This window comes from Comamonas sp. JC664, assembly GCF_042647185.1.
The window spans coordinates 1-17801 of the sequence record NZ_JBHRUZ010000024.1 but is presented as its reverse complement, the minus strand read 5'-3'; the positions used below and the strand labels follow the sequence as shown (position 1 = coordinate 17801).

At 64.5% G+C, this 17801-nt stretch carries 21 protein-coding genes and 6 pseudogenes; 12 read left to right on the top strand and 15 right to left on the bottom strand.

The features are described 5' to 3' along the window. Positions 1-423: 423 nt before the first annotated feature. The 11 genes and pseudogenes from ACFODQ_RS03800 to ACFODQ_RS03750 form a co-directional block, all read right to left on the bottom strand. Positions 424-795 carry a hypothetical protein gene (locus ACFODQ_RS03800; RefSeq protein ID WP_377015164.1) on the bottom strand — a complete coding sequence of 124 codons (372 nt, stop codon included), beginning with the start codon at positions 793-795 and terminating at the stop codon, positions 424-426. Positions 796-1046: 251 nt separating this feature from the next. Beyond that, positions 1047-1334: a hypothetical protein gene (locus tag ACFODQ_RS03795; protein ID WP_377015162.1), complete on the bottom strand. Its 288-nt coding sequence runs from the start codon at positions 1332-1334 to the stop codon at positions 1047-1049. After that, the gene (locus ACFODQ_RS03790; protein WP_377015159.1) at positions 1328-1513 is read right to left on the bottom strand and encodes a GtrA family protein; all 186 of its coding nucleotides are present in this window, start codon (positions 1511-1513) and stop codon (positions 1328-1330) included. The genes ACFODQ_RS03795 and ACFODQ_RS03790 overlap by 7 nt, the downstream gene beginning before the upstream one ends. Positions 1514-1535: 22 nt before the next feature. Beyond that, entirely contained in the window at positions 1536-1736 is a 201-nt protein-coding gene (locus ACFODQ_RS03785; RefSeq protein ID WP_377015172.1) for a hypothetical protein, read from the bottom strand. A 29-nt stretch (positions 1737-1765) separates the two neighbouring features. Continuing rightward, a complete protein-coding gene (locus ACFODQ_RS03780) occupies positions 1766-2008 on the bottom strand; it encodes a hypothetical protein (protein WP_377015170.1) in 243 nt (80 codons plus the stop codon). Between the two features lie 125 nt (positions 2009-2133). Beyond that, positions 2134-2418 (bottom strand): annotated as a pseudogene (locus tag ACFODQ_RS03775) (glycosyltransferase); the annotation flags it as partial. A gap of 440 nt (positions 2419-2858) precedes the next feature. Further along, positions 2859-3110, bottom strand: coding sequence for a hypothetical protein (locus ACFODQ_RS03770; protein ID WP_377015157.1), 252 nt, complete (start codon positions 3108-3110; stop codon positions 2859-2861). A gap of 187 nt (positions 3111-3297) precedes the next feature. Continuing rightward, positions 3298-3528: a hypothetical protein gene (locus ACFODQ_RS03765; protein WP_377015155.1), complete on the bottom strand. Its 231-nt coding sequence runs from the start codon at positions 3526-3528 to the stop codon at positions 3298-3300. Positions 3529-4098: 570 nt separating this feature from the next. Beyond that, positions 4099-4458 (bottom strand): hypothetical protein, encoded by a 360-nt coding sequence (locus tag ACFODQ_RS03760; protein WP_377015153.1) that lies wholly within the window; start codon positions 4456-4458, stop codon positions 4099-4101. Positions 4459-4615: 157 nt separating this feature from the next. Further along, positions 4616-6217: pseudogene (locus tag ACFODQ_RS03755) on the bottom strand (peptide chain release factor 3); the annotation flags it as partial. A gap of 158 nt (positions 6218-6375) precedes the next feature. Further along, on the bottom strand, positions 6376-7332 hold the full coding sequence (locus ACFODQ_RS03750) for an acyltransferase family protein (protein WP_377015151.1): 957 nt from the start codon (positions 7330-7332) through the stop codon (positions 6376-6378). A gap of 236 nt (positions 7333-7568) precedes the next feature. On the opposite strand from ACFODQ_RS03750, the gene ACFODQ_RS03745 reads away from it, so the two are divergent. From ACFODQ_RS03745 to ACFODQ_RS03690, 12 genes and pseudogenes are all read left to right on the top strand, one after another. Continuing rightward, positions 7569-7772 carry a hypothetical protein gene (locus tag ACFODQ_RS03745; RefSeq protein ID WP_377015149.1) on the top strand — a complete coding sequence of 68 codons (204 nt, stop codon included), beginning with the start codon at positions 7569-7571 and terminating at the stop codon, positions 7770-7772. Between the two features lie 12 nt (positions 7773-7784). Continuing rightward, positions 7785-9040, top strand: a pseudogene (locus ACFODQ_RS03740) (potassium-transporting ATPase subunit KdpA). After that, on the top strand, positions 9040-9258 hold the full coding sequence (locus ACFODQ_RS03735) for a hypothetical protein (protein WP_377015147.1): 219 nt from the start codon (positions 9040-9042) through the stop codon (positions 9256-9258). The pseudogene ACFODQ_RS03740 and the gene ACFODQ_RS03735 overlap by 1 nt, the downstream one beginning before the upstream one ends. Continuing rightward, the gene (locus tag ACFODQ_RS03730; protein ID WP_377015168.1) at positions 9153-9485 is read left to right on the top strand and encodes a potassium-transporting ATPase subunit KdpA; all 333 of its coding nucleotides are present in this window, start codon (positions 9153-9155) and stop codon (positions 9483-9485) included. The genes ACFODQ_RS03735 and ACFODQ_RS03730 overlap by 106 nt, the downstream gene beginning before the upstream one ends. Before the next feature lie 177 nt (positions 9486-9662). Further along, positions 9663-9977: a potassium-transporting ATPase subunit C gene (locus ACFODQ_RS03725; RefSeq protein ID WP_377015145.1), complete on the top strand. Its 315-nt coding sequence runs from the start codon at positions 9663-9665 to the stop codon at positions 9975-9977. Between the two features lies 1 nt (position 9978). Continuing rightward, positions 9979-10311: a potassium-transporting ATPase subunit C gene (locus ACFODQ_RS03720; RefSeq protein ID WP_377015143.1), complete on the top strand. Its 333-nt coding sequence runs from the start codon at positions 9979-9981 to the stop codon at positions 10309-10311. Continuing rightward, positions 10271-12349 (top strand): annotated as a pseudogene (gene kdpB / locus ACFODQ_RS03715) (potassium-transporting ATPase subunit KdpB). Before ACFODQ_RS03720 ends, kdpB begins: the two are co-directional and overlap by 41 nt. A gap of 176 nt (positions 12350-12525) precedes the next feature. Beyond that, positions 12526-13034: pseudogene (locus tag ACFODQ_RS03710) on the top strand (two-component system sensor histidine kinase KdbD); the annotation flags it as partial. Positions 13035-13762: 728 nt separating this feature from the next. Then, complete coding sequence (locus ACFODQ_RS03705; protein ID WP_377015166.1) at positions 13763-13846, top strand: hypothetical protein; 84 nt, start codon at positions 13763-13765, stop codon at positions 13844-13846. A gap of 7 nt (positions 13847-13853) precedes the next feature. Beyond that, positions 13854-14195: a hypothetical protein gene (locus ACFODQ_RS03700; protein WP_377015141.1), complete on the top strand. Its 342-nt coding sequence runs from the start codon at positions 13854-13856 to the stop codon at positions 14193-14195. Beyond that, the gene (locus ACFODQ_RS03695; RefSeq protein WP_377015139.1) at positions 14138-14716 is read left to right on the top strand and encodes a GAF domain-containing protein; all 579 of its coding nucleotides are present in this window, start codon (positions 14138-14140) and stop codon (positions 14714-14716) included. Before ACFODQ_RS03700 ends, ACFODQ_RS03695 begins: the two co-directional genes overlap by 58 nt. Continuing rightward, positions 14662-15078, top strand: coding sequence for a sensor histidine kinase (locus tag ACFODQ_RS03690; RefSeq protein WP_377015137.1), 417 nt, complete (start codon positions 14662-14664; stop codon positions 15076-15078). The genes ACFODQ_RS03695 and ACFODQ_RS03690 overlap by 55 nt, the downstream gene beginning before the upstream one ends. Here the strand turns inward: ACFODQ_RS03690 and cobF are convergent. The 4 genes and pseudogenes from cobF to ACFODQ_RS03670 form a co-directional block, all read right to left on the bottom strand. Then, on the bottom strand, positions 15012-15860 hold the full coding sequence (gene cobF / locus ACFODQ_RS03685) for a precorrin-6A synthase (deacetylating) (protein WP_260718831.1): 849 nt from the start codon (positions 15858-15860) through the stop codon (positions 15012-15014). The two genes, ACFODQ_RS03690 and cobF, sit on opposite strands and share 67 nt — an antisense overlap. Next, positions 15857-16701, bottom strand: a pseudogene (cobM, locus tag ACFODQ_RS03680) (precorrin-4 C(11)-methyltransferase). The gene cobF and the pseudogene cobM overlap by 4 nt, the downstream one beginning before the upstream one ends. Further along, on the bottom strand, positions 16698-17147 hold the full coding sequence (locus ACFODQ_RS03675; protein WP_377015134.1) for a cobalamin biosynthesis protein: 450 nt from the start codon (positions 17145-17147) through the stop codon (positions 16698-16700). The pseudogene cobM and the gene ACFODQ_RS03675 overlap by 4 nt, the downstream one beginning before the upstream one ends. A 27-nt stretch (positions 17148-17174) precedes the next feature. After that, entirely contained in the window at positions 17175-17522 is a 348-nt protein-coding gene (locus tag ACFODQ_RS03670) for a hypothetical protein (protein WP_377015132.1), read from the bottom strand. Between the last annotated feature and the right edge of the window lie 279 nt (positions 17523-17801).

Genomic DNA, 17801 nt, shown 5'->3' with positions numbered 1-17801 from the left:
AGTTTTTGTAGTTCAATAAGCATAAAACGGAAATGTAGTAATACATGCCTACCGTTCCGATTTCGGACATGTTCATGCCTACAAGGTCTTTATAGCTCCAGGAGAAATTGATCGCAGGAAAGAACCAGGATAGCCAAAACGGTTGGCACACCTCCACCCGTTATATGTCGTCCACCAGGATACAGAGTCGCACTCGTCTCTTTGAGATAGTCATACTGGTAGAGCGCTGCGGTAGCGGCTGCAAGTGCTGCAAATATCAGAAGATAGACCAGGTTTGGAAACTTGAAGAGCTTGGGAGCAGTAAAATCAATATGATGAAGCCAACAAAGGCCAGAGATATCTGTACTGGAGGGTAGAGATTCGTCAACAGCCAGGAGACAGCAGCGTAATAAAAAAGAGAAAGTTGCCAGATTGGCTTTATCTTCAAGAAAAGGGGATGATGACCCAGGGGAAAAGTGCGACCAGAGGACCTTTTTCATTCCACCAGAATTGGCTGAATCCCGTGAAGTAGAGGCCAAATGAAAGCAGTACAGCCACCTTGTCACTGGCGCCGAATTTTTGAAGAGAAATGCATACCCAGCAATGAATAGCGCGAAGATAGCAAACCAATGGAGTGAGTAAGCATAGGCCGGATTGACAAACCCATACAGCCACATGGTGGTTTGAAAATGATGCCCCAATCTGCAATGGGTAAACGTAGTTGATGCGCAGGTCTTCCTCGTACAACGATGTTTTGTTGTAGCGTTCGAAATTATTATTGACTGTTGCCTGGGTCAAAGGGGTGACCACGGCCATTCATCACTGCGTACTTGTCTAGATTGTCCAAAATCAGGTTTAATCTCTTCATAGCCAAGATGGTATTTCAAAAAATAGCCATAGGCGGAAGGAGACCAAGTTTTGCCAACGTACACAATGCAGCCAGCAGGAAAATTAATACTAGTAGATATCTAAATCGTATGGTTTTCATTTTATGCTCCATTTTCTGCTAGATCGATAGATGTGGTCTAGGGCATGAGCCCTAGGTCACCCCGTATTCATATCGAGGACTATCTGCACCTTGACAATGGATGCAGCCAAGTGCGGTATATATTCATGCCGCAGTGGGCATGAAAATTGCAGTGCCGATACGGCTCAGTTTCCGTACGCTGGCGGTACAACAACCGGGTCATGCTCAGGTAATTCACCGTCATTGCGACCAAGGTTCCCGCAGCCACATACAGCATCAGCCACAGCGGGCCTTGGGGAAAGATCCAGGCCAGCAACGAGTACACCGCCAAGTTGACTGCGCCCCCGCCCAGCATCAGGCCCAGATAGCGCAGGTACTCGGTCAGCACGCTCCCGAGGCGCTGCGTCCCGCAAAGGAGATATTGCGGTTGATCAGCCAGGTGGTGGTGGCCGCGAGCCAGAACGATACGGCCCGTGCTGCGTACACCCCCAGTACATCTCGCAGCAAGGTCAACACCACGACATCAACGACAAAGGCGAGCGAGCCGGCAATCAGGAACCACAGCACCGAGCGTTGATCTTGAACCGCATCACTTGCTCGGCGTGTTGGCCACAGAAGCCAGATATGCAATCTGCTTGATCTCGCGCCGCGTCAAGGTAATGGCTTGCAGGATCAGTCCGGTGACAAAGGACACACCACCGCACACTACCATGGCGGACACCAGGCCCAAGGTCGGGAAGCGCCGCACCATGCCCGTGTGGCTGTACTCCATCACGATGGGGATGGCCAATGCAATGGCTACCACCGCGAGGACGGCGCCTAGCCAACCAAAAAACTGCAAAGGTTTTTCGCTGACCACCAGGCGCCGATGGTCTTGAGGATGCGCCAGCCGTCGCGGTAGGTGGACAGCTTGCTGGCCGAACCTTCGGGCCGGGCGCCATACGGCGTATCGACCTCGGTGCAAGGCATGCGCAGCTCCAGCGCATGAACGTTGAGCTCGGTCTCGATCTCAAAGCCGTGTGAATGCGCGGGGAAGGATTTGACATAACGGCGCGAAAACACCCGTAGCCCGAGAGCATGTCGCGAAAGCTGCCACCAAAGATCTGCTGCACCGTACCCGTCAACAGCTTGTTGCCCCAGCGATGGCCGGGACGGTAGGTGATACCTGTGTCGCCGGGCTCGGGCTCAGCCTCGACGCGCGCACCCACCACCATGTCCAGCTGCTGGTCAATCAGCATGTCGATGAGCTTGCGGGCCGATGGTGCGTGGTAGGTGGCATCGCCATCGGCCATCACATAGATATCGGCATCCACATCGGCAAACATGCGGCGCACGACATTGCCTTTGCCCTTGAGATGGACATTGCGCAGATGTGCGCCCACTTCAACAGCGATCTCTGCGGTGCGGTCCGTCGAGAGGTTGTTGAAGATGTAGATCTCCGCCTCCGGCAACGCTTGCCGAAAGCCTTCCACCACCGGGCGCACCGTCAGCTCTCTTCGTTGTGGCAAGGGAGGATGACGGCGATACGCTGGTTGCGGTAAAGGCGGATGGAAATTCGGTCATGTCAGAAATTATTTTTAATCATTCACACGGCTGCCGCATTGTGCCTGAGCCAGAAAGTTAACCTGCAAAGCCTGCTCCAGAAAATGGCAGGGAGTAAGGAGGGAAAACGGCCATGGGGCAAAGGCGTCGTGCATGTTATTGCTGGATCAATGCATTTAATCAATATCATCTTTCGATATGCCAATGCGTGTTTGGCTCCAAGCCTCACAAACGCCAAAGAGATGCAGTACTGCCCTCCTTAGCTAAGGCCTCAAACGATACAGGCTGACCTCGTCATCGACCAGCATTAATTCAAAATATTGCAGAAATGCAGATTGCTGCGCCACAGTCGGCGCCCGACCTGTGTGTATTACCAAGGCAGTGAAGCCCTCAGACTTGAGTTTATGATGCAGCAGCTGGGCACCGAGGTGTTGGTAGTCGCGGTAGCGCCACGGTCCAAACACATCGCCCAGGTGGGGCGCGGTGCATAGTAGAGGCTGTCTTCCAGGTTCATCTGGTACAGCTTGGCCTCAGGGTGTTCTTTCAGGTAGCGCCAGATCTGGTAGCCGGCAACTTGCTGCTGCAGGACGGTATCGCGTGCGCCCGGAGTCGAAGCGATCAAAGGCCAGGATTTGGCGATGCTGCGTGCGCCCATGAACCCCAACGCCAGTACAAGCAGTCCTACCAACATGGTCGCCAGTGCCGATACAGCTTGGCAGGCAGTTGCCGCAGTAGCTGAATGCATACCGCAGCCGACAGCAAACTGAGCAGGGGATAGGCGGGCAACAAGTAGCGCGGGTAGCGCGAGCTCAGCAGCCAGACCAACGCATATAGGCCGCCACCAGCCAGGCAGCGCGCAGCGCCGGAACGCGTCGCAGAGACGGCAGCAGCGGTGCGGCCAAGGCTGGCCACAGTGCCCAATGCGGCCAAGCCGCATGGTTGCGCAGGTCCTGCAGCTGCCAAAGGTAGTCGCCCAGATTCCAATCCGTAAAGCCAAGCAGGCGCCCGCCGAGCGGGTTGAAGGGATCGCCTGTGAGCAAGGCGTTGCGGGCATACAGTACAGACATGGCAGCGCAAAGCACAGGGCTGTAACCAGCCAGGTGTCCCATTCGCTGCGGATGCGCCAGCCAGGGCCTTGCATGCGGTGGCGCCACAGCAGCGCAGCACCAAACAGCGGCAGCAGCCCCAGCACCTGGATTTGCTGCCAGCGGCTACGCCTAGCAGAAATGCCGCCAGCCATACTGCTCGTCGGCCAGCGGGCCGGATGCTGACCTGCATGGCGGTGAAAGCAGCGGTCAAAAACATGGCCACGGCCATGTCCACATAGGCGGCGCTGTAGTGGCTGCGGCTGGTGACCAGCCAGGTCACGGTGGCAAGAGCAGCTGCGGCGCCAGCAGGCGCAGGCAGGTATTGCATAGCCAGCCGGTAGAGCAACCAGCCTGTTACCCAGCCAGTGCTCGCATGGATCAGCTGGGGCAGCACATCGTTGCCCAACACCAGCGCGGCGGCAAACAGCAGGTCAAAGTTGTAGGGGAACCAGGGGTAGCGCAGCCATTCGTGCACACCAGATGTCGGTCAACGCCCACTCCCGCGCATGGGCAGGTGGTACATCAGCGCATCCCAGGCCAGGGGCGGCGCAGCGGGGCGAACAAGGTTGGCAACGTGGCCAGCAGCAAGAGCAGCAGCGGCCATCCCGGTGCAAGCCGGGGCCAGGCCATCTGACGGATTTGCAGCGCAGCAGCCACCAGCCCGCAGCCGATGACGAGCAGCACCGATGCGGTGTTGAGCAAGCCTGCAATGGCCAGCCCCTGCAGCGCACAAATGACCAAACCCATACCCAGCGCGATGCGCAAAGGCTGCCGTGTGGGCAGATCGGAGGCGGGCCAGAGCAGGGTGCCAATCCCCCAGCAGGCAGTTATGAAAACCAGCAGCTGCGCGTACTGGCCAAGGACAAAGCCGATCAGCGCCATCCTGATCGGGGCAGGCTTCTCGTCACCCGTCGGCCACCCTCCAAGGCCTGCAAGTCGCTATGCCGGGTGACATAGGCTTGCAAAGGCAGTTGGGGGCTGGCGTGGCGGTAGGCCATCGGTATCTGGTACCGGCGCGATCAGGAGGTCTGCAATTCCAACCCGCATGCTCGCGCAGCGGATGGAAGTGGATCTTCGGAAAACGCTCTTGCGCCAGGCGCACGTCATACGGGCTGGTGCACAGATAGGCCAGGGTATTGGCGGCATCATGCGCCAGGCGCAGCGGGTAGGCGTGTTCAAACTCCCGCAGCTCGGCGGGGGTGTCGGCGGTGATCCAGCGGGCGCCGGTGTACTGGCAGCCTTCCAGGCGGACTTCGCAGTCGTACTCTCGTCTTCAGGCGGTGCTGCACCACTTCAAACTGCAGCTGGCCCACGGCGCCCAGCAGCATATTGCCGCCGGCATCGGGCTTGAAGACCTGGATGGCGCCTTCTTCGCCCAGCTGCATCAGGCCTTGCTGCAGCTGCTTGGTGCGCAGCGGGTTCTTCAGCACCACGGTCATGAACATTTCTGGCGCGAAGAATGGCAGGCCGGTGAACTGCAGGTTGGGCCCATCGGTGATGGTGTCGCCCAGCTGCACGCCGCCGTGCGTGGTAAAGCCGATGATGTCGCCGGCATAGGCCTCGTCCACGGCTTCGCGCGCTGGCTCATGAAGGTCACCACGCTGGTGGGGCGCAGTTCCTTGGCGGTGCGCTGCACCTTCATCTTCATGCCGGGGGTGTACTTGCCCGAGGCCACGCGCACAAAGGCGATGCGGTCGCGGTGGTTGCTGTCCATATTGGCCTGCACCTTGAACACCACGCCCGAGAAGCTGCTGTCTTCCGGATGGATGGTTTTTTCTTCGCGATTGCGGTTGACCTCGGTGTAGGCGATGCGCGGGCCGGGCGGTGGCGACATGTCCACCACCGCGTCCAGGACTTCCATCACACCGAAGTTGTTCACACCGGAGCCGAAGAACACGGGGGTCAGCTTGCCGGCCAGGAAATCCGCATGGTTCCATTCGGCAGAGGCGCCCTGGGCGAGTTCCATCGAGTCGAGCGCATCGTCAAAGGCCTGGCCAAAGCGGCTGCGCAGCTTGTCGGCCTCGCTCAGCGGGATGACTTCAAAGTCCTTGGGGCCGCGGTCGCTGCCTGGCGCGAACACGGTCATGCTTTGGGTCAGCAGGTTGATGATGCCGCCAAAGCTCTTGCCTTGGCCGACGGCCAGGTGATGGGGCAGCAGGGCATGCCCAGCTCGCGCTCGACCTCGTCCATGATGTCCAGCGGATCGCGCACTTCGCGGTCCATCTTGTTGACGAAGGTGATGATGGGCGTATCGCGCTGGCGGCAGACCTCGATCAGGCGGCGGGTCTGCGATTCCACACCGTTGGCCGCATCAATCACCATCAATGCCGAGTCCACGGCGGTGAGCACCCGGTAGGTGTCTTCCGAGAAGTCCTTGTGGCCGGGGTGTCGAGCAGGTTGATGACATGGTCGCGGTAGCTCATCTGCATTACCGACGAGGCCACCGAAATACCACGCTGCTTTTCAATCTCCATCCAGTCCGAGGTGGCGTGGCGCGAGGCCTTGCGGCCCTTCACCGCTCCTGCGATCTGGATCGCACCGGAGAACAGCAGCAGCTTTTCGGTCAGGGTGGTCTTACCCGCGTCCGGGTGGGAGATGATCGCAAAGGTGCGGCGGCGTTGGTTTCGGGAGCGTAGGACACAGTACGGAAGAGCAAAGGGCGCAGACCCGGACTGGGCTGCCAAAAACAAAGCCAGCAGGTGCTGGCTGGGACTGCGGGCATTTTAACGGAAAGCGTTTTACCCGGGCTTGGGGGGGCGGGCTACAGATAGCGCTTCAGGCGCAACGCGGGCGACTCGATCAAATGCCACAGCGCATAGCCCAGCAGCATGGACAGCAGCATCGACAGCCCCATGCTGGCATAGAAGTCCATGCCCGGCGAGACGGCAAACACTGCCTGCGCGATCGGGCAGCCTGAGAGGTAGACCCGTAGGAGGGATCACCCAGGCGGCTGACTCCACCTGAAAAGCTGGAACTGCAGCTGCCCAGAAAGATCAGCAAAGCCGGCAGCACCACCAGGCCCGACGTATGCTGTAAGCCCGTCAGCCAGAAAAACAGGGCCACCGGAATCAGCCCGAACGTGATGGCAGCGCCATGGGCCAAAAAGCGATCCCGGTGCAGCGCGATCAGCGCGCCGCAGGCAAAGTAGGCCGGGTACTCCCACCAATGCATCATCGTGCCAGTGAAGTCGGCGTTGTAGCGCGCAATGAACAGCAGGATGTAGGCCACCAGCACCAGGCTGGCCAGCCAGCGGTAGCGGAAAACGCCTACCAACCCTGCAACCGCCAAAGCGGCATAGCACATGGTCTCGATCGGAATGGTCCACAGCGGCCCGTTCATCAAGTTGCTCAGCGGATTGCTGGAAAACACCTCGGGCAGGTTGACGTAGGCGCGGTAGAGCAGCAGGTTCTTGAAGTACTCCAAGGTCTGCCCATGGGTCAAGAAGCTGCGTGCGGGCAGATCGGTAAATGCCACGCCAAAGACATAGATATTCAGCACGACGGCAGCCATCATGCCCGGCCACAGGCGCAGCAGGCGCTTGGCGCAGAACTTGACGACATGCGGCTCACGCAGCCAGCTGGTGGTGACCAGGTAGCCGCTGATTGTGAAGAACGTCATCACGGCCACGCCGCCGATCATGCCCACATTCATCCAGGCAGGGCCCTCACGGCCGCTGATGTAGTAGTGGTGGCAAAAGATCACCGCCAGCGCCGCGCAGATTCGAAGAATGTCAAAAGAGTTGCTGCGATGGGGCATGGAAGGCTGCATAGGTGGGGGCGGATGAGAGCGCGGCACCACTATACATGGCCCTGTCGGGTCGCCATTGCCTTTGCGCAACACCATCTTGATGCCATCTTGATATCCCCCGCGCATTCTCAGCGCCTGCTTGATGCGCGCAAACCTACATTGGCTCTACGGCAGGCGTTTTGCCTGCGCAACACCACCGCGCGCCGCTCCGCATTGGCGGCCCGGCGGCGCAAGAGGAGAGAGCGATGTTGTTCCATGGAGTGGAGGTGCTGGCCGCGCTGGTCAGTGCTGCGCTGTTTGTCTATCTGGTTACGCGCTGTTGCGGCCCGAAAAATTCTGAAAAAAGGGAGAGGGCCATGTACATGCTGCAAGACCTCGTATTTGTCGGGCTCACGCTGGCCTGCTTTGTCGGCCTGCTGGGCTTTGTTCGCGCCTTGGTGCGCATCTGAGCGGGGGCTGACATGGGTTTAGTCTGGATCGAATATGCCGCCTTTGTGGCGGTGCTGGTGCTGCTCACCATCCCTATGGGATGGTGGCTGGCACGCTGCTTTACCAGCGCGCACGACAGCCGGTTGGAGCGCTGGACCTACGCCGCCATGGGCGTGGATCCGCAAGAGCGCATGGGCTGGCAGCGCTACGGCGCGGTGCTGGTGATGAGCAATGGCCTGCTGATGCTGCTGGGCTACCTGCTGTTGCGGCTGCAGGGCAGCCTGCCGCTCAATCCGCTGCAGAACGCTGCGCAGACGCCGGATCTGGCGTTCAATACCGCAGCCTCCTTCATCACCAACACCAACTGGCAGGCCTATGCGGGCGAGAGCAGCCTGAGCAATGCCACGCAGATGGTCGTGATCACCGGACTGATGTTTGCAGGCTCCGCCGCCGGCCTGGCTGCGGCTGCCGGCTTTGTGCGTGGGCTGGCCGCGCGGGCAGCCAGGACATTGGCAACTACTGGGTAGATTTTTGCGCATGCTCTGGCGTGTGCTGCTGCCGCTGTCACTGCTGCTGGCGCTGGTCTATGTCTGGCAGGGCGTGCGCAGACCTGGGCACCGAGGTGTTGGCCCATACCATCGATGGCGGCCGCACGCAGCAGCTGCTGATGGGGCCGGTCGCGAGTCTGGAGAGCATCAAGCACCTGGGGACGAACGGGGGCGGATTTTTCAGCATGAATGCGGCCATCCTTTTGAGAACCCCACGCCGCTCACCAATATGCTGCACATCCTGGCGATGCTGCTGATCCCGGCGGGCATGACCTATGCGCTGGGATCGATGCTGCTCAAGCGCCGCCAGGGCTGGGTGTTCTTTGGCGCCAGCCTGATCATCTTCCTGGGCTTTCTGCGCTGGTCTGGACAGGCGAGCAAAACGGCAGCGCCCTGCTGGCCCGCGCCGGTGCCGACCAGCAGTGGAGCACCACGCAAGCGGGCGGCAATATGGAGGGCAAGGAGCTGCGCTTTGGCATTACCGATACCGCCTTGTTTGTCACCACCACCACGGCTGCCACCACCGGCTCGGTCAATGCCATGCATGACTCGCTCACGCCGCTGGGCAGCATCACACCGCTGGCGCTGATGATGCTCAACTGCGTGTTTGGCGGCGATGGCGTTGGCCTCATCACCTGCTGCAGTACGCCATCCTGACGGTGTTCCTGGCCGGCATGATGATCGGGCGCACGCCAGAGTTCCTGGGCAAGAAGATCGAGGTGCGCGAGATGAAGCTGTGATGCTGTCGGTGCTGGCGCACCCGGCCTGCCTTTTGGGCTGGACGGCGCTGGCCATGCTCTGGCCGGGCGCGGCCGACAGCCTGAACAACGGGGCCCGCATGGCTTTTCGGAAATTCTCTACGCCTATGCCTCGGCCACCGCCAACAACGGCTCGGCCTTTGCCGGCCTCAATGCCAACACGCCCTTCTTCAACACCACCTTGGGCCTGGCAATGCTGATGGGGCGCTACCTGACCCTGCTGCCGCTGCTGGCTGTCGCCGGCAGCATGGCCAGCAAGGCCAGTGTGCCCGCCGGAGCCGGCACCTTCCCCACCGCCACGCCGCTGTTCACCGGATTGCTGGTGTTTGTGGTGCTGGTGGTCGGCGGGCTCACCTTTTTGCCAGCGCTGGCGCTGGGGCCGGTGGTCGAACACCTGCAGATGCTGGCTGGGCAGCTCTACCCCTGAGCCCCCTCTCTTTGACCTGACATCCCAACTGATTTGACGCGAACCGGGCACGGCCAGGCCGTGCCCGCAGGAGAAAAACATGACAAGCCTTGATTCCGATAAACGCCTGCCTACGCCCAGCGCGCAGCAGGCCGCCGCCCCGCCGACGCAGGCTGGGGCCGCACTTTTGGCCGCACTTTGGGCAGCAGTGCCCGCGCCGCCGTGCTGGTGCTGCTGCTGTGCGGCGTGGCCTACCCGCTGGCCACGACCGGCGTCGCCCAGGCGCTGCTGCCCCATGCCGCCAATGGCTCGCTGGTGCTGCGCGATGGGCAGATCGTGGGCTCGGCCCTGATCGGCCAGTACTTTGACAGCGCCCGCTACTTCCATGGCCGGCCCAGCGCCACGACGGCGCCTGACCCCAATCAGGAGGGTGCCAGCATCGCTGCGCCCTATAAACGCGGGCCTGTCTGGCGCCAGCAACCAGGGCGCCAGCAGCCAGGGGCTGGCCGATAGCGTGGCCGAACGTGTGGCGCAGTACCGCACGACCAATGGCCTGGCTGCCGATGCCGCCGTGCCGGTCGATGCGGTAACCGCCTCGGCATCGGGCCTGGATCCGCATATCTCGGTGGCCAATGCCAACTTGCAACTGGCCCGTGTGGCGCGCGAGCGGCAGTTGCCCCCCGCCCAGGTGCAGCAGTTGCTGGACCAGGCCACGCAGCAGCGCACCGGCTACTTGCTCGGTGAGCCGCGCGTGAACGTCCTGGCGCTCAATATGGCGCTCGATGCGCTGCCTACCCGAGCCAACCATGAACACGAAAAAACTGACGGCCTCGGCCGGACTGGGTGATCTGGCGCTGCTGCAGGCCGCCGCCTGGGATGCGCTGCGCAAGCTCTCGCCCCGCCTGCAATGGACCAATCCGGTGATGTTTGTGGTCTACCTGGGGCGCTGGCTCACCAGTCTGCTGTGGCTGCAGAATCTGCTGACGGCACAGGGCAACAGCGGGTTTACGTTGGCCATTGCCGGTTGGCTCTGGTTCACCGTGCTGTTTGCCAACTTTGCCGAGGCGCTGGCCGAAGGGCGCAGCCGCGCGCAAGCGGCCAGCCTGCGCGGCATGAAGCGCGACACCGTCGCCAAGGTGCTGCAGCAAGCGCAGCATGGTGCCGCCTGGACGGCCCAGCCCGCCAGCAGCCTGACCAAGGGCACGTTCTTGCTGGTGGAAGCGGGCGATGTGATTGCGCTCGATGGCACCGTGGTCGAAGGCGTGGCCTCGGTCGATGAGAGTGCCATCACCGGCGAATCGGCCCCGGTGGTGCGCGAGGCCGGTGGCGATTTCTCGTCGGTGACGGTGGCACGCGTGTGCTGTCCGACTGGCTGGTGGTCGAGGTCACGGTGAACCCGGGCGAGTCGTTTCTGGACCGCATGATCTCGATGGTCGAATCGGCCAAGCGCCAGAAGACGCCCAACGAGCTGGCACTGGGCATCCTGCTGGTGGGGCTCACCCTGGTGTTCCTGATGGTCATCGTCACGCTCTGGCCGTTCTCGGTGTTTGCCGTGGCGCAATCGGGCAGTGGCAGCGCCGTCAGCGTGGCCGTGTTGGTGGCGCTGCTGGTCTGCCTCATCCCCACCACCATCGGCGGCCTGCTGTCTGCGATTGGCGTGGCCGCATGGGGCGCATGATGCAGGCCAATGTGATTGCCACCTCGGGCCGCGCGGTGGAGGCCGCCGGTGACGTGGATGTGCTGCTGCTGGACAAAACTGGCACCATCACCTTGGGCAACCGCCAGGCGAGCGAATTTTTACCAGCGCCTGGCGTGAGCGCCACGCAGCTAGCCGAGGCCGCCCAGCTCTCGTCACTGCCGACGACACCCCGGAAGGCCGCAGTGTGGTGGCGCTGGCCCAGGAGCGCCATGGGCTGAGCCGCGGCTCTCGATCCCGCCCAGGCCCAGCCGGTGCCGTTTACCGCCCAGACCCGCATGAGCGGCCTGGACATCGCCACAGCCCAAGGCCAGCGCAGCCTGCGCAAGGGCGCGGCCGATGCGCTGCGCCGCCATGTCGAGGCGCTGGGCGGGCAGTTTCCGCAGGCGGTGCAGCTGGCGGTGGAGAGCGTCTCGCGCAAGGCAGCACGCCGCTGGTCGTCGCCGATGGCGCGCGGGTGCTGGGCGTGATCGAGCTCAAGGACGTTGTCAAACCCGGCATGCGCGAGCGTTTTGCACAGCTGCGCCGCATGGGCATCCAGACCGTGATGGTGACCGGCGACAACCCGCTGACCGCTGCTGCCATTGCCGCCGAGGCGGGGTGGACGACTACCTGGCCGAGGCCCGGCCCGAGGACAAACTGCAGCTGATCCGCAGCCACCAGGCCGCTGGCCGCCTGGTGGCCATGACGGGAGACGGCACCAACGATGCGCCCGCGCTGGCCCAGGCCGATGTGGCGGTCGCGATGAACAGTGGCACGCAAGCGGCCAAGGAAGCTGCCAACATGGTCGACCTGGACAGCAACCCCACCAAGCTCATCGAGGTGGTGGAGACCGGCAAGCAGATGCTGATGACGCGCGGCGCGCTCACCACCTTCAGCATTGCCAACGATGTGGCCAAGTACTTTGCGATCATCCGGCTGCCTTTGTCGCCACCTACCCGCAGCTGGCCTCGCTCAACATCATGGGCTTGCACAGCGCCGATTCAGCGATTCTGAGCGCTGTCATCTTCAACGCGCTGATCATCATCGCGCTGGTGCCGCTGGCCTTGCGTGGCGTGCGCTACCGGCGGTGGGCGCGGCTGCGTTGCTGCGCCGCAATCTGCTGGTCTACGGTCTGGGCGGTTTGCTGGTGCCGTTTGCCGGCATCAAGCTGATCGACATGCTGCTGACCGCCACTGGCTTGGTCTAAGGGCTTGGCCCACAATAGCGCCACCATGCCCAACCCCAGCAACACCCCAGCGTACCTGCAGCCAGGCCCGACCCGACGCACTGGTCGCCCAGCTCAAGGCCGACCAGCAGCAAGCGGCCCGCGGCAAGCTGCGCATCTACTTTGGCTCCAATGCCGGGGTGGGCAAGACCTATGCGATGCTGGCAGCGGCGCAGCGCGAGCGCCAGGCCGGCCGCCAGGTGCTGGTGGGCCTGGTGGAGACCCATGGCCGGGCCGAGACCGTGCAACAGCTCCATGGCCTGGAGCTGCTGCCGCGCCGCCTGTTGCCCCACCAGGGCCGCCAGCGCGAGGCCTTTGACCTGGATGCCGCGCTGGCGCGCCACCCGCAGGTGCTGCTGCTCGACGAGCTGGCCCACAGCAATGCGCCCGGCTCGCGCCACCCCAAGCGCTGGCAGGATGTGCAGGAGCTGCTCGATGCCGGCATCGATGTCTGGACCACGCTCAATGTGCAGCATCTGGAGAGCCTCAACGATGTGGTGGGCGGCATTGTCGCATCCAGGTGCATGAGACCGTGCCCGACCACATCTTTGACGATGCCAGCGAGGTCATCGTCGTTGACCTGCCGCCCGAGGAACTGCTCAAGCGCCTCAAGGCCGGCAAGATCTACCCGCTGGAGCAGGCCGAGCGGGCCTCGCACCATTTCTTCCGCCTGGGCAATTTGCTGGCCCTGCGCGAGCTGGCGCTGCGCCGTACGGCCGACCGGGTCGATGAGGACATGCGCGACTACCGGCGCGAGCGCTCCATCGGTGATGTCTGGCCCACGCGCGAGCGCCTGCTGGTTGCAGTAGGCGGCCAGGCGGGGGACGACGCGCTCGTGCGCCAGGTAGCGCGCCTGGCCCGGCGGCTGGAGGCCGACTGGATGGTGGTCTATGTGGATGCGCCCGCGCGCCAGCACCGCTCGGCGCAGTCGCAGCAGGCCGTGCTCAAAACCTTGGCGCTGGCCGCGCGCCTGGGGGCCGATACCGCAACGATACCCGGCGCCCAGGTCGCCGCGGCGCTGGTCGATTTTGCGCGCGAGCGCAATGCCAGCCACCTGGTGCTCGCCCGCGTGCCGCCAACGGCGATGCGCTGGTGGCCCTGGGCGCCGTCGGGCCTGCCCGAGCAGATTGCGCGGCTGGACCCGGGCCTGGACGTGCTGCTGCTGTCCGTGCCCCGGCCGCGCAACCGGCCAGAACCCGCGCCGGCGCGCGAGGCGCCCTGGCCCTGGCGCGGCTACCTGGGCGCCAGCCTGGCCTGCGGCGCGGCGGCGCTGCTGGCGCAAGCTTTGCTGCAGGTGTTTGACCCGGCCAATGTGGTGATGCTGTTTTTGCTGGTGGTCGTGCTGTCGGCCTTGCGCTGGGGCCGGGGCCGGGCGCCTGGGCGGCGCTCTTGTCGGTGCTGCTGTTTGATTTTTGCTTTGTGCCGCCGCGCAACTCCTTCGGCGTGAACGACACGCAGTACATCTTCACCTTCTGCTGATGCTGGCGTGGCCCTGGTCTGCGGCCAGCTGATGGCCAGGCTGCGCCATGAGGCGCGGGTGGCGGCCGAGCGCGAGCGGCGCGCGGGCGCGCTGGCGCGCCTGGCCCGTGATCTGTCGGGGGCGCTCACACAGGCGCAGGTGGTGCAGACGGCGCTGACGACGGTCTCGGGCGTGTTCGATGCGCGCACCGGCCTGCTGCTGCCCGATGCACAAGAGCAGCTGCATGTGGCGCCCGGTAGCGAGGCGGCGATTGATGCCAGCGTGGCCGCTGGAGCATGGAGCACAGCCAGATGGCGGGCCGGGGTACGGACACCCTGGCCGCGTCGGACGCGCTGTATGTGCCGCTGATGGCGCCGGTGCGGGCGCGCGGCGTGCTGGTGCTGCAGCTGCGCACACCCGAGCGCTTGCGCGTGCCCGAGGAGCGGCGCCTGCTGGATGCCTGCGCCAGCCAGATTGCGCTGGCGCTAGAGCGCGTGCATTTTGTCGAGGTGGCCCAGCAGACCCAGGTGGCGATGGAGGGCGAGCGCATGCGCAACACCTTGCTGTCGTCGGTATCGCATGATTTGCGCACGCCGCTCACCAGCATCCTGGGTGCCGCCCAGGCCGGCCTGCCGCATGCGCCGCCGGCCCGGCGCAAGACATGCTGCTGCAGATTCGCAACCAGGCCCAGGCCTTGCAGCAGCTGGTGGACAACCTGCTGGCCATGGCCCGGCTGCAGCAGGACGGTGTGCACCTGCAGCGCGCCTGGATCCCTGTCGATGAACTGGTGGGCAGTGCCTTGCGCCAGCTCGGCGGCCGCCTGGCCGATCACCCGGTGCAGCTGCAGCTGCCGGCCGACTTACCGCTGCTGTGGATCGATGCGGCGATGATGGAGCGGGTGCTCGTCAACCTGCTGGACAACGCCAGCAAATACACCCCCGTGGGCACCGCCGTGCGGGTGACGGCGCAGGTCGAGCGCGACCAGCTGCTCTTGCGCGTGCAGGACAGCGGGCCGGGACTGCCCGCGCACCTGGCGCCCGAGCAGCTGTTTGCTCCTTTCAGCCGGGGCCATGCCGAGTCCAGCATCTCCGGCATTGGCCTGGGCCTGGCACTGGCCAGCGCATTGTGCAAGCCCATGGTGGCCATCTGGATGCCGCTGCGGCCGAGCCTGGCCGGGGGCCGTGTTCAGCGTGGCGCTGCCGGTGTTGCCTCAGCCGGCGCTGGATTGATGGGTATGCGGCGCAGCAAGTAGATATCCATGATCCAGCCATGCTGGGCGCGTGCTGCGGCGCGGGCGGCCACAATGCGCTCGGCCGCCTCGGCCAGCGGGCCATGCGCCAGGCACTGCTGGGCCATGCCCAGGTAGGCGCCCCACCAAATGTAGACATCGCGGGCCTGCGCCGCCGGCAGGCTGCGAAAGCTGCACTGGCCGTCCAGCATCACCACCAGCGTGTCCACGCCGGCCGGCCAGCCTTGCTCGCGCAGCTGGCGGCCGGTGGTGACGGTAAAGGGCTGGCCAATGTCATTAACGGCGATCGCGTGCGCGGCGGTGAGCGCCTGCATCGAGGTGATGCCGGCGATGACCGTGACTTGCAGCGGTGCCGGCTGCATGCGCGCGGCAATGCGCAAGGTGCTGTCGTAGAGCGATGGATCGCCCCAGACCAGCAGGGCCACCTGCAGCACGCCGTTACCCGCACGCGGCTTCAAGCCGCTCTCCAGCGCCTGCGCAATCGCGGCCTGCCAGCGCAGGGTGATGGCCGCATGCCATTCGTCGACCTGGTTCAGGTAGTCATCGCCCTGGCTGCGGCGCTCGGGCATGTCAAAGCCATCGGTCTGCGGCGCGGGCTGCTGCAGCACGGCATCGCACAGCGACTGGCGCAGGGCCGCCAGCTCGGCCTTGTCCTCGCCCTTGTGGGGCAGCAGCAGCAGGTCGGCAGCATTCATCGCGGCGATGGCCTGGCGCGTCAGGTGGTCGGGGTTGCCGGTGCCAATGCCGATCAGGCTCAGCGCGACCGGCGGCAAGCTGCTGCTCATGCCTGGCCTTCAGCGCTGATTGGGTTTGAGGTGAGCGGCCGGTCGGTGGCGGTATCCACCGCAGCGGCGGGCGCCGGAAAGCGCGCTCCGTGCCCTGGGGCCGGTAGCGGCGGTCGTAGTCGGTGGCGTAGAGGCGGCTTTCGCCAAAGTCCTCGGCGCTGATGCTGCGGCCCACCAGGATGATGGCGGTGCGCTCCATGCTGGTGGCCACCGCCTGGGCCAGTTGGCCCACGGTGGTACGCACAACGGTTTCATCGGGCCAGCTGGCGCGCCAGACGATGGCAGCCGGGCAGTCGGCGCCATAGTGCGGCAGCAGCTCGCTTTGCACTTTCTCGGCCACATGGATGGACAAATGGATCGCCAGCACCGCGCCCGTGGCGGCAAAGGCGGCCAACTGCTCGCCCTCGGGCATCGCAGTGGCGCGGCCGGAGGTACGCGTCAGCACTACCGACTGGCACAGGCCGGCAAGGTCAATTCGGCGCCCAGGGTGGCGGCAGCCGCCGCAAACGAGGGCACGCCCGGCGTCACGCTGTAGGCAATGCCCAGCGCGCGCAGGCGGCGCAGCTGCTCGCCCATGGCCGACCAGACCGACAGGTCGCCCGAATGCAGGCGTGCCACATCCTGGCCCTGCGCATCGGCGGCGCGGATCTCTTCGACGATCTCGTCCAGGCTCATCGATGCGGTGTTGACGATGCGCGCGCCCGGCGGGCAATGGGCCAGCAGCTCGCGCGGGATCAGCGAGCCGCATACAGGCAGACGGGGCAACTGGCCATCCGATCGCGGCCGCGCACGGTGATCAGGTCGGCAGCGCGGGGCCGGCGCCGATGAAATGCACGGTCATGCCGTAACTCCTTGGGTTTGTGGATCAGCCGGGGGCAGGCCCGCTGCCAGACAACAATAGGGGGTGGTGCCACGCTCGCGCAGCGCGGCGGCCAGGGTGGCACTGCCATCGCCGGCGACCAGGCGGGCCAGCAGCAAGCGGGGCGCGGGTGCGGCCGCAGACAGGGCCACGGCCTCGGCCACGCTGCCGGTGCCGTAACGCGCCAAGAGGCGCGGCGACTGCGTGACCACCGGCTGCGCGGGCAGGGCCTCTTGCGCCACCGCCACCATCGCCACCGCAAAAGGCAGCTGCGCGGCCCACTGCTGCAGCGCGGGCCGCTGCTCCTTGCCTTGCAGCACCGCCACTGCGCAAAATTCGGCCAGCGCAGGCTGCTGCTGCTGGGCCTGCAGCCACAGCGCCTGCAGGTCGGCGGCCTGGGCCTGCGCACGCAAACCCAGCCCCAGCACCACACAGCGGTGGGGCGCTGCTTGCGTTCATGCCTGCCAGCTCCACTGCACCAGCGGGCGCGCCGCCTTCCAGCTGCGCATGCGGCCCAGTGCTGCCGCGCTGGACAGCTCCAGCTGCAGCAGCTGGCCGCCCAGCTCGCCATGCAGCTGCACCAACAGCGCCTGGGTTTCCAGGGTCACGGCATTCACCACCAGGCGGCAGCCTGGCGGCATGTGGGCGCGCAATGCCGCAAACAGCGCCGCATCAAAACCGCCGCCGACAAACACCGCTTGCGGCGCCGGCAGGTCTTGCAAAGCTTCTGGCGCCAGGCCGTGCACCACCTGCATGCGGGCCTGCAGGCCAAAGCGCTCGGCATTGCTGCGGATATTGGCCACGCGCGTGGCATGCTGCTCAATGCTGGTGGCCAGGCCACCGGCCAGGCACCATTCGACGGCGACCGAGCCGGAGCCGCCGCCAATGTCCCAGAGCCGCTCCCCGCGCCGGGGGCCAGCGTGGCCAGGGTCAGCGCACGCGCAGGCGCCTTGGTGATCTGGCCGTCGTGGGCATACCAGTCGTCGGCCTGCCGGGCACGGTCGGCAAGGCGGGGCCGCCCTGGGCGATAAAGGCCACGGTCACGGGTGCCTGCGCAGGCTCAGCCTGCAGCGCAGCGGCGG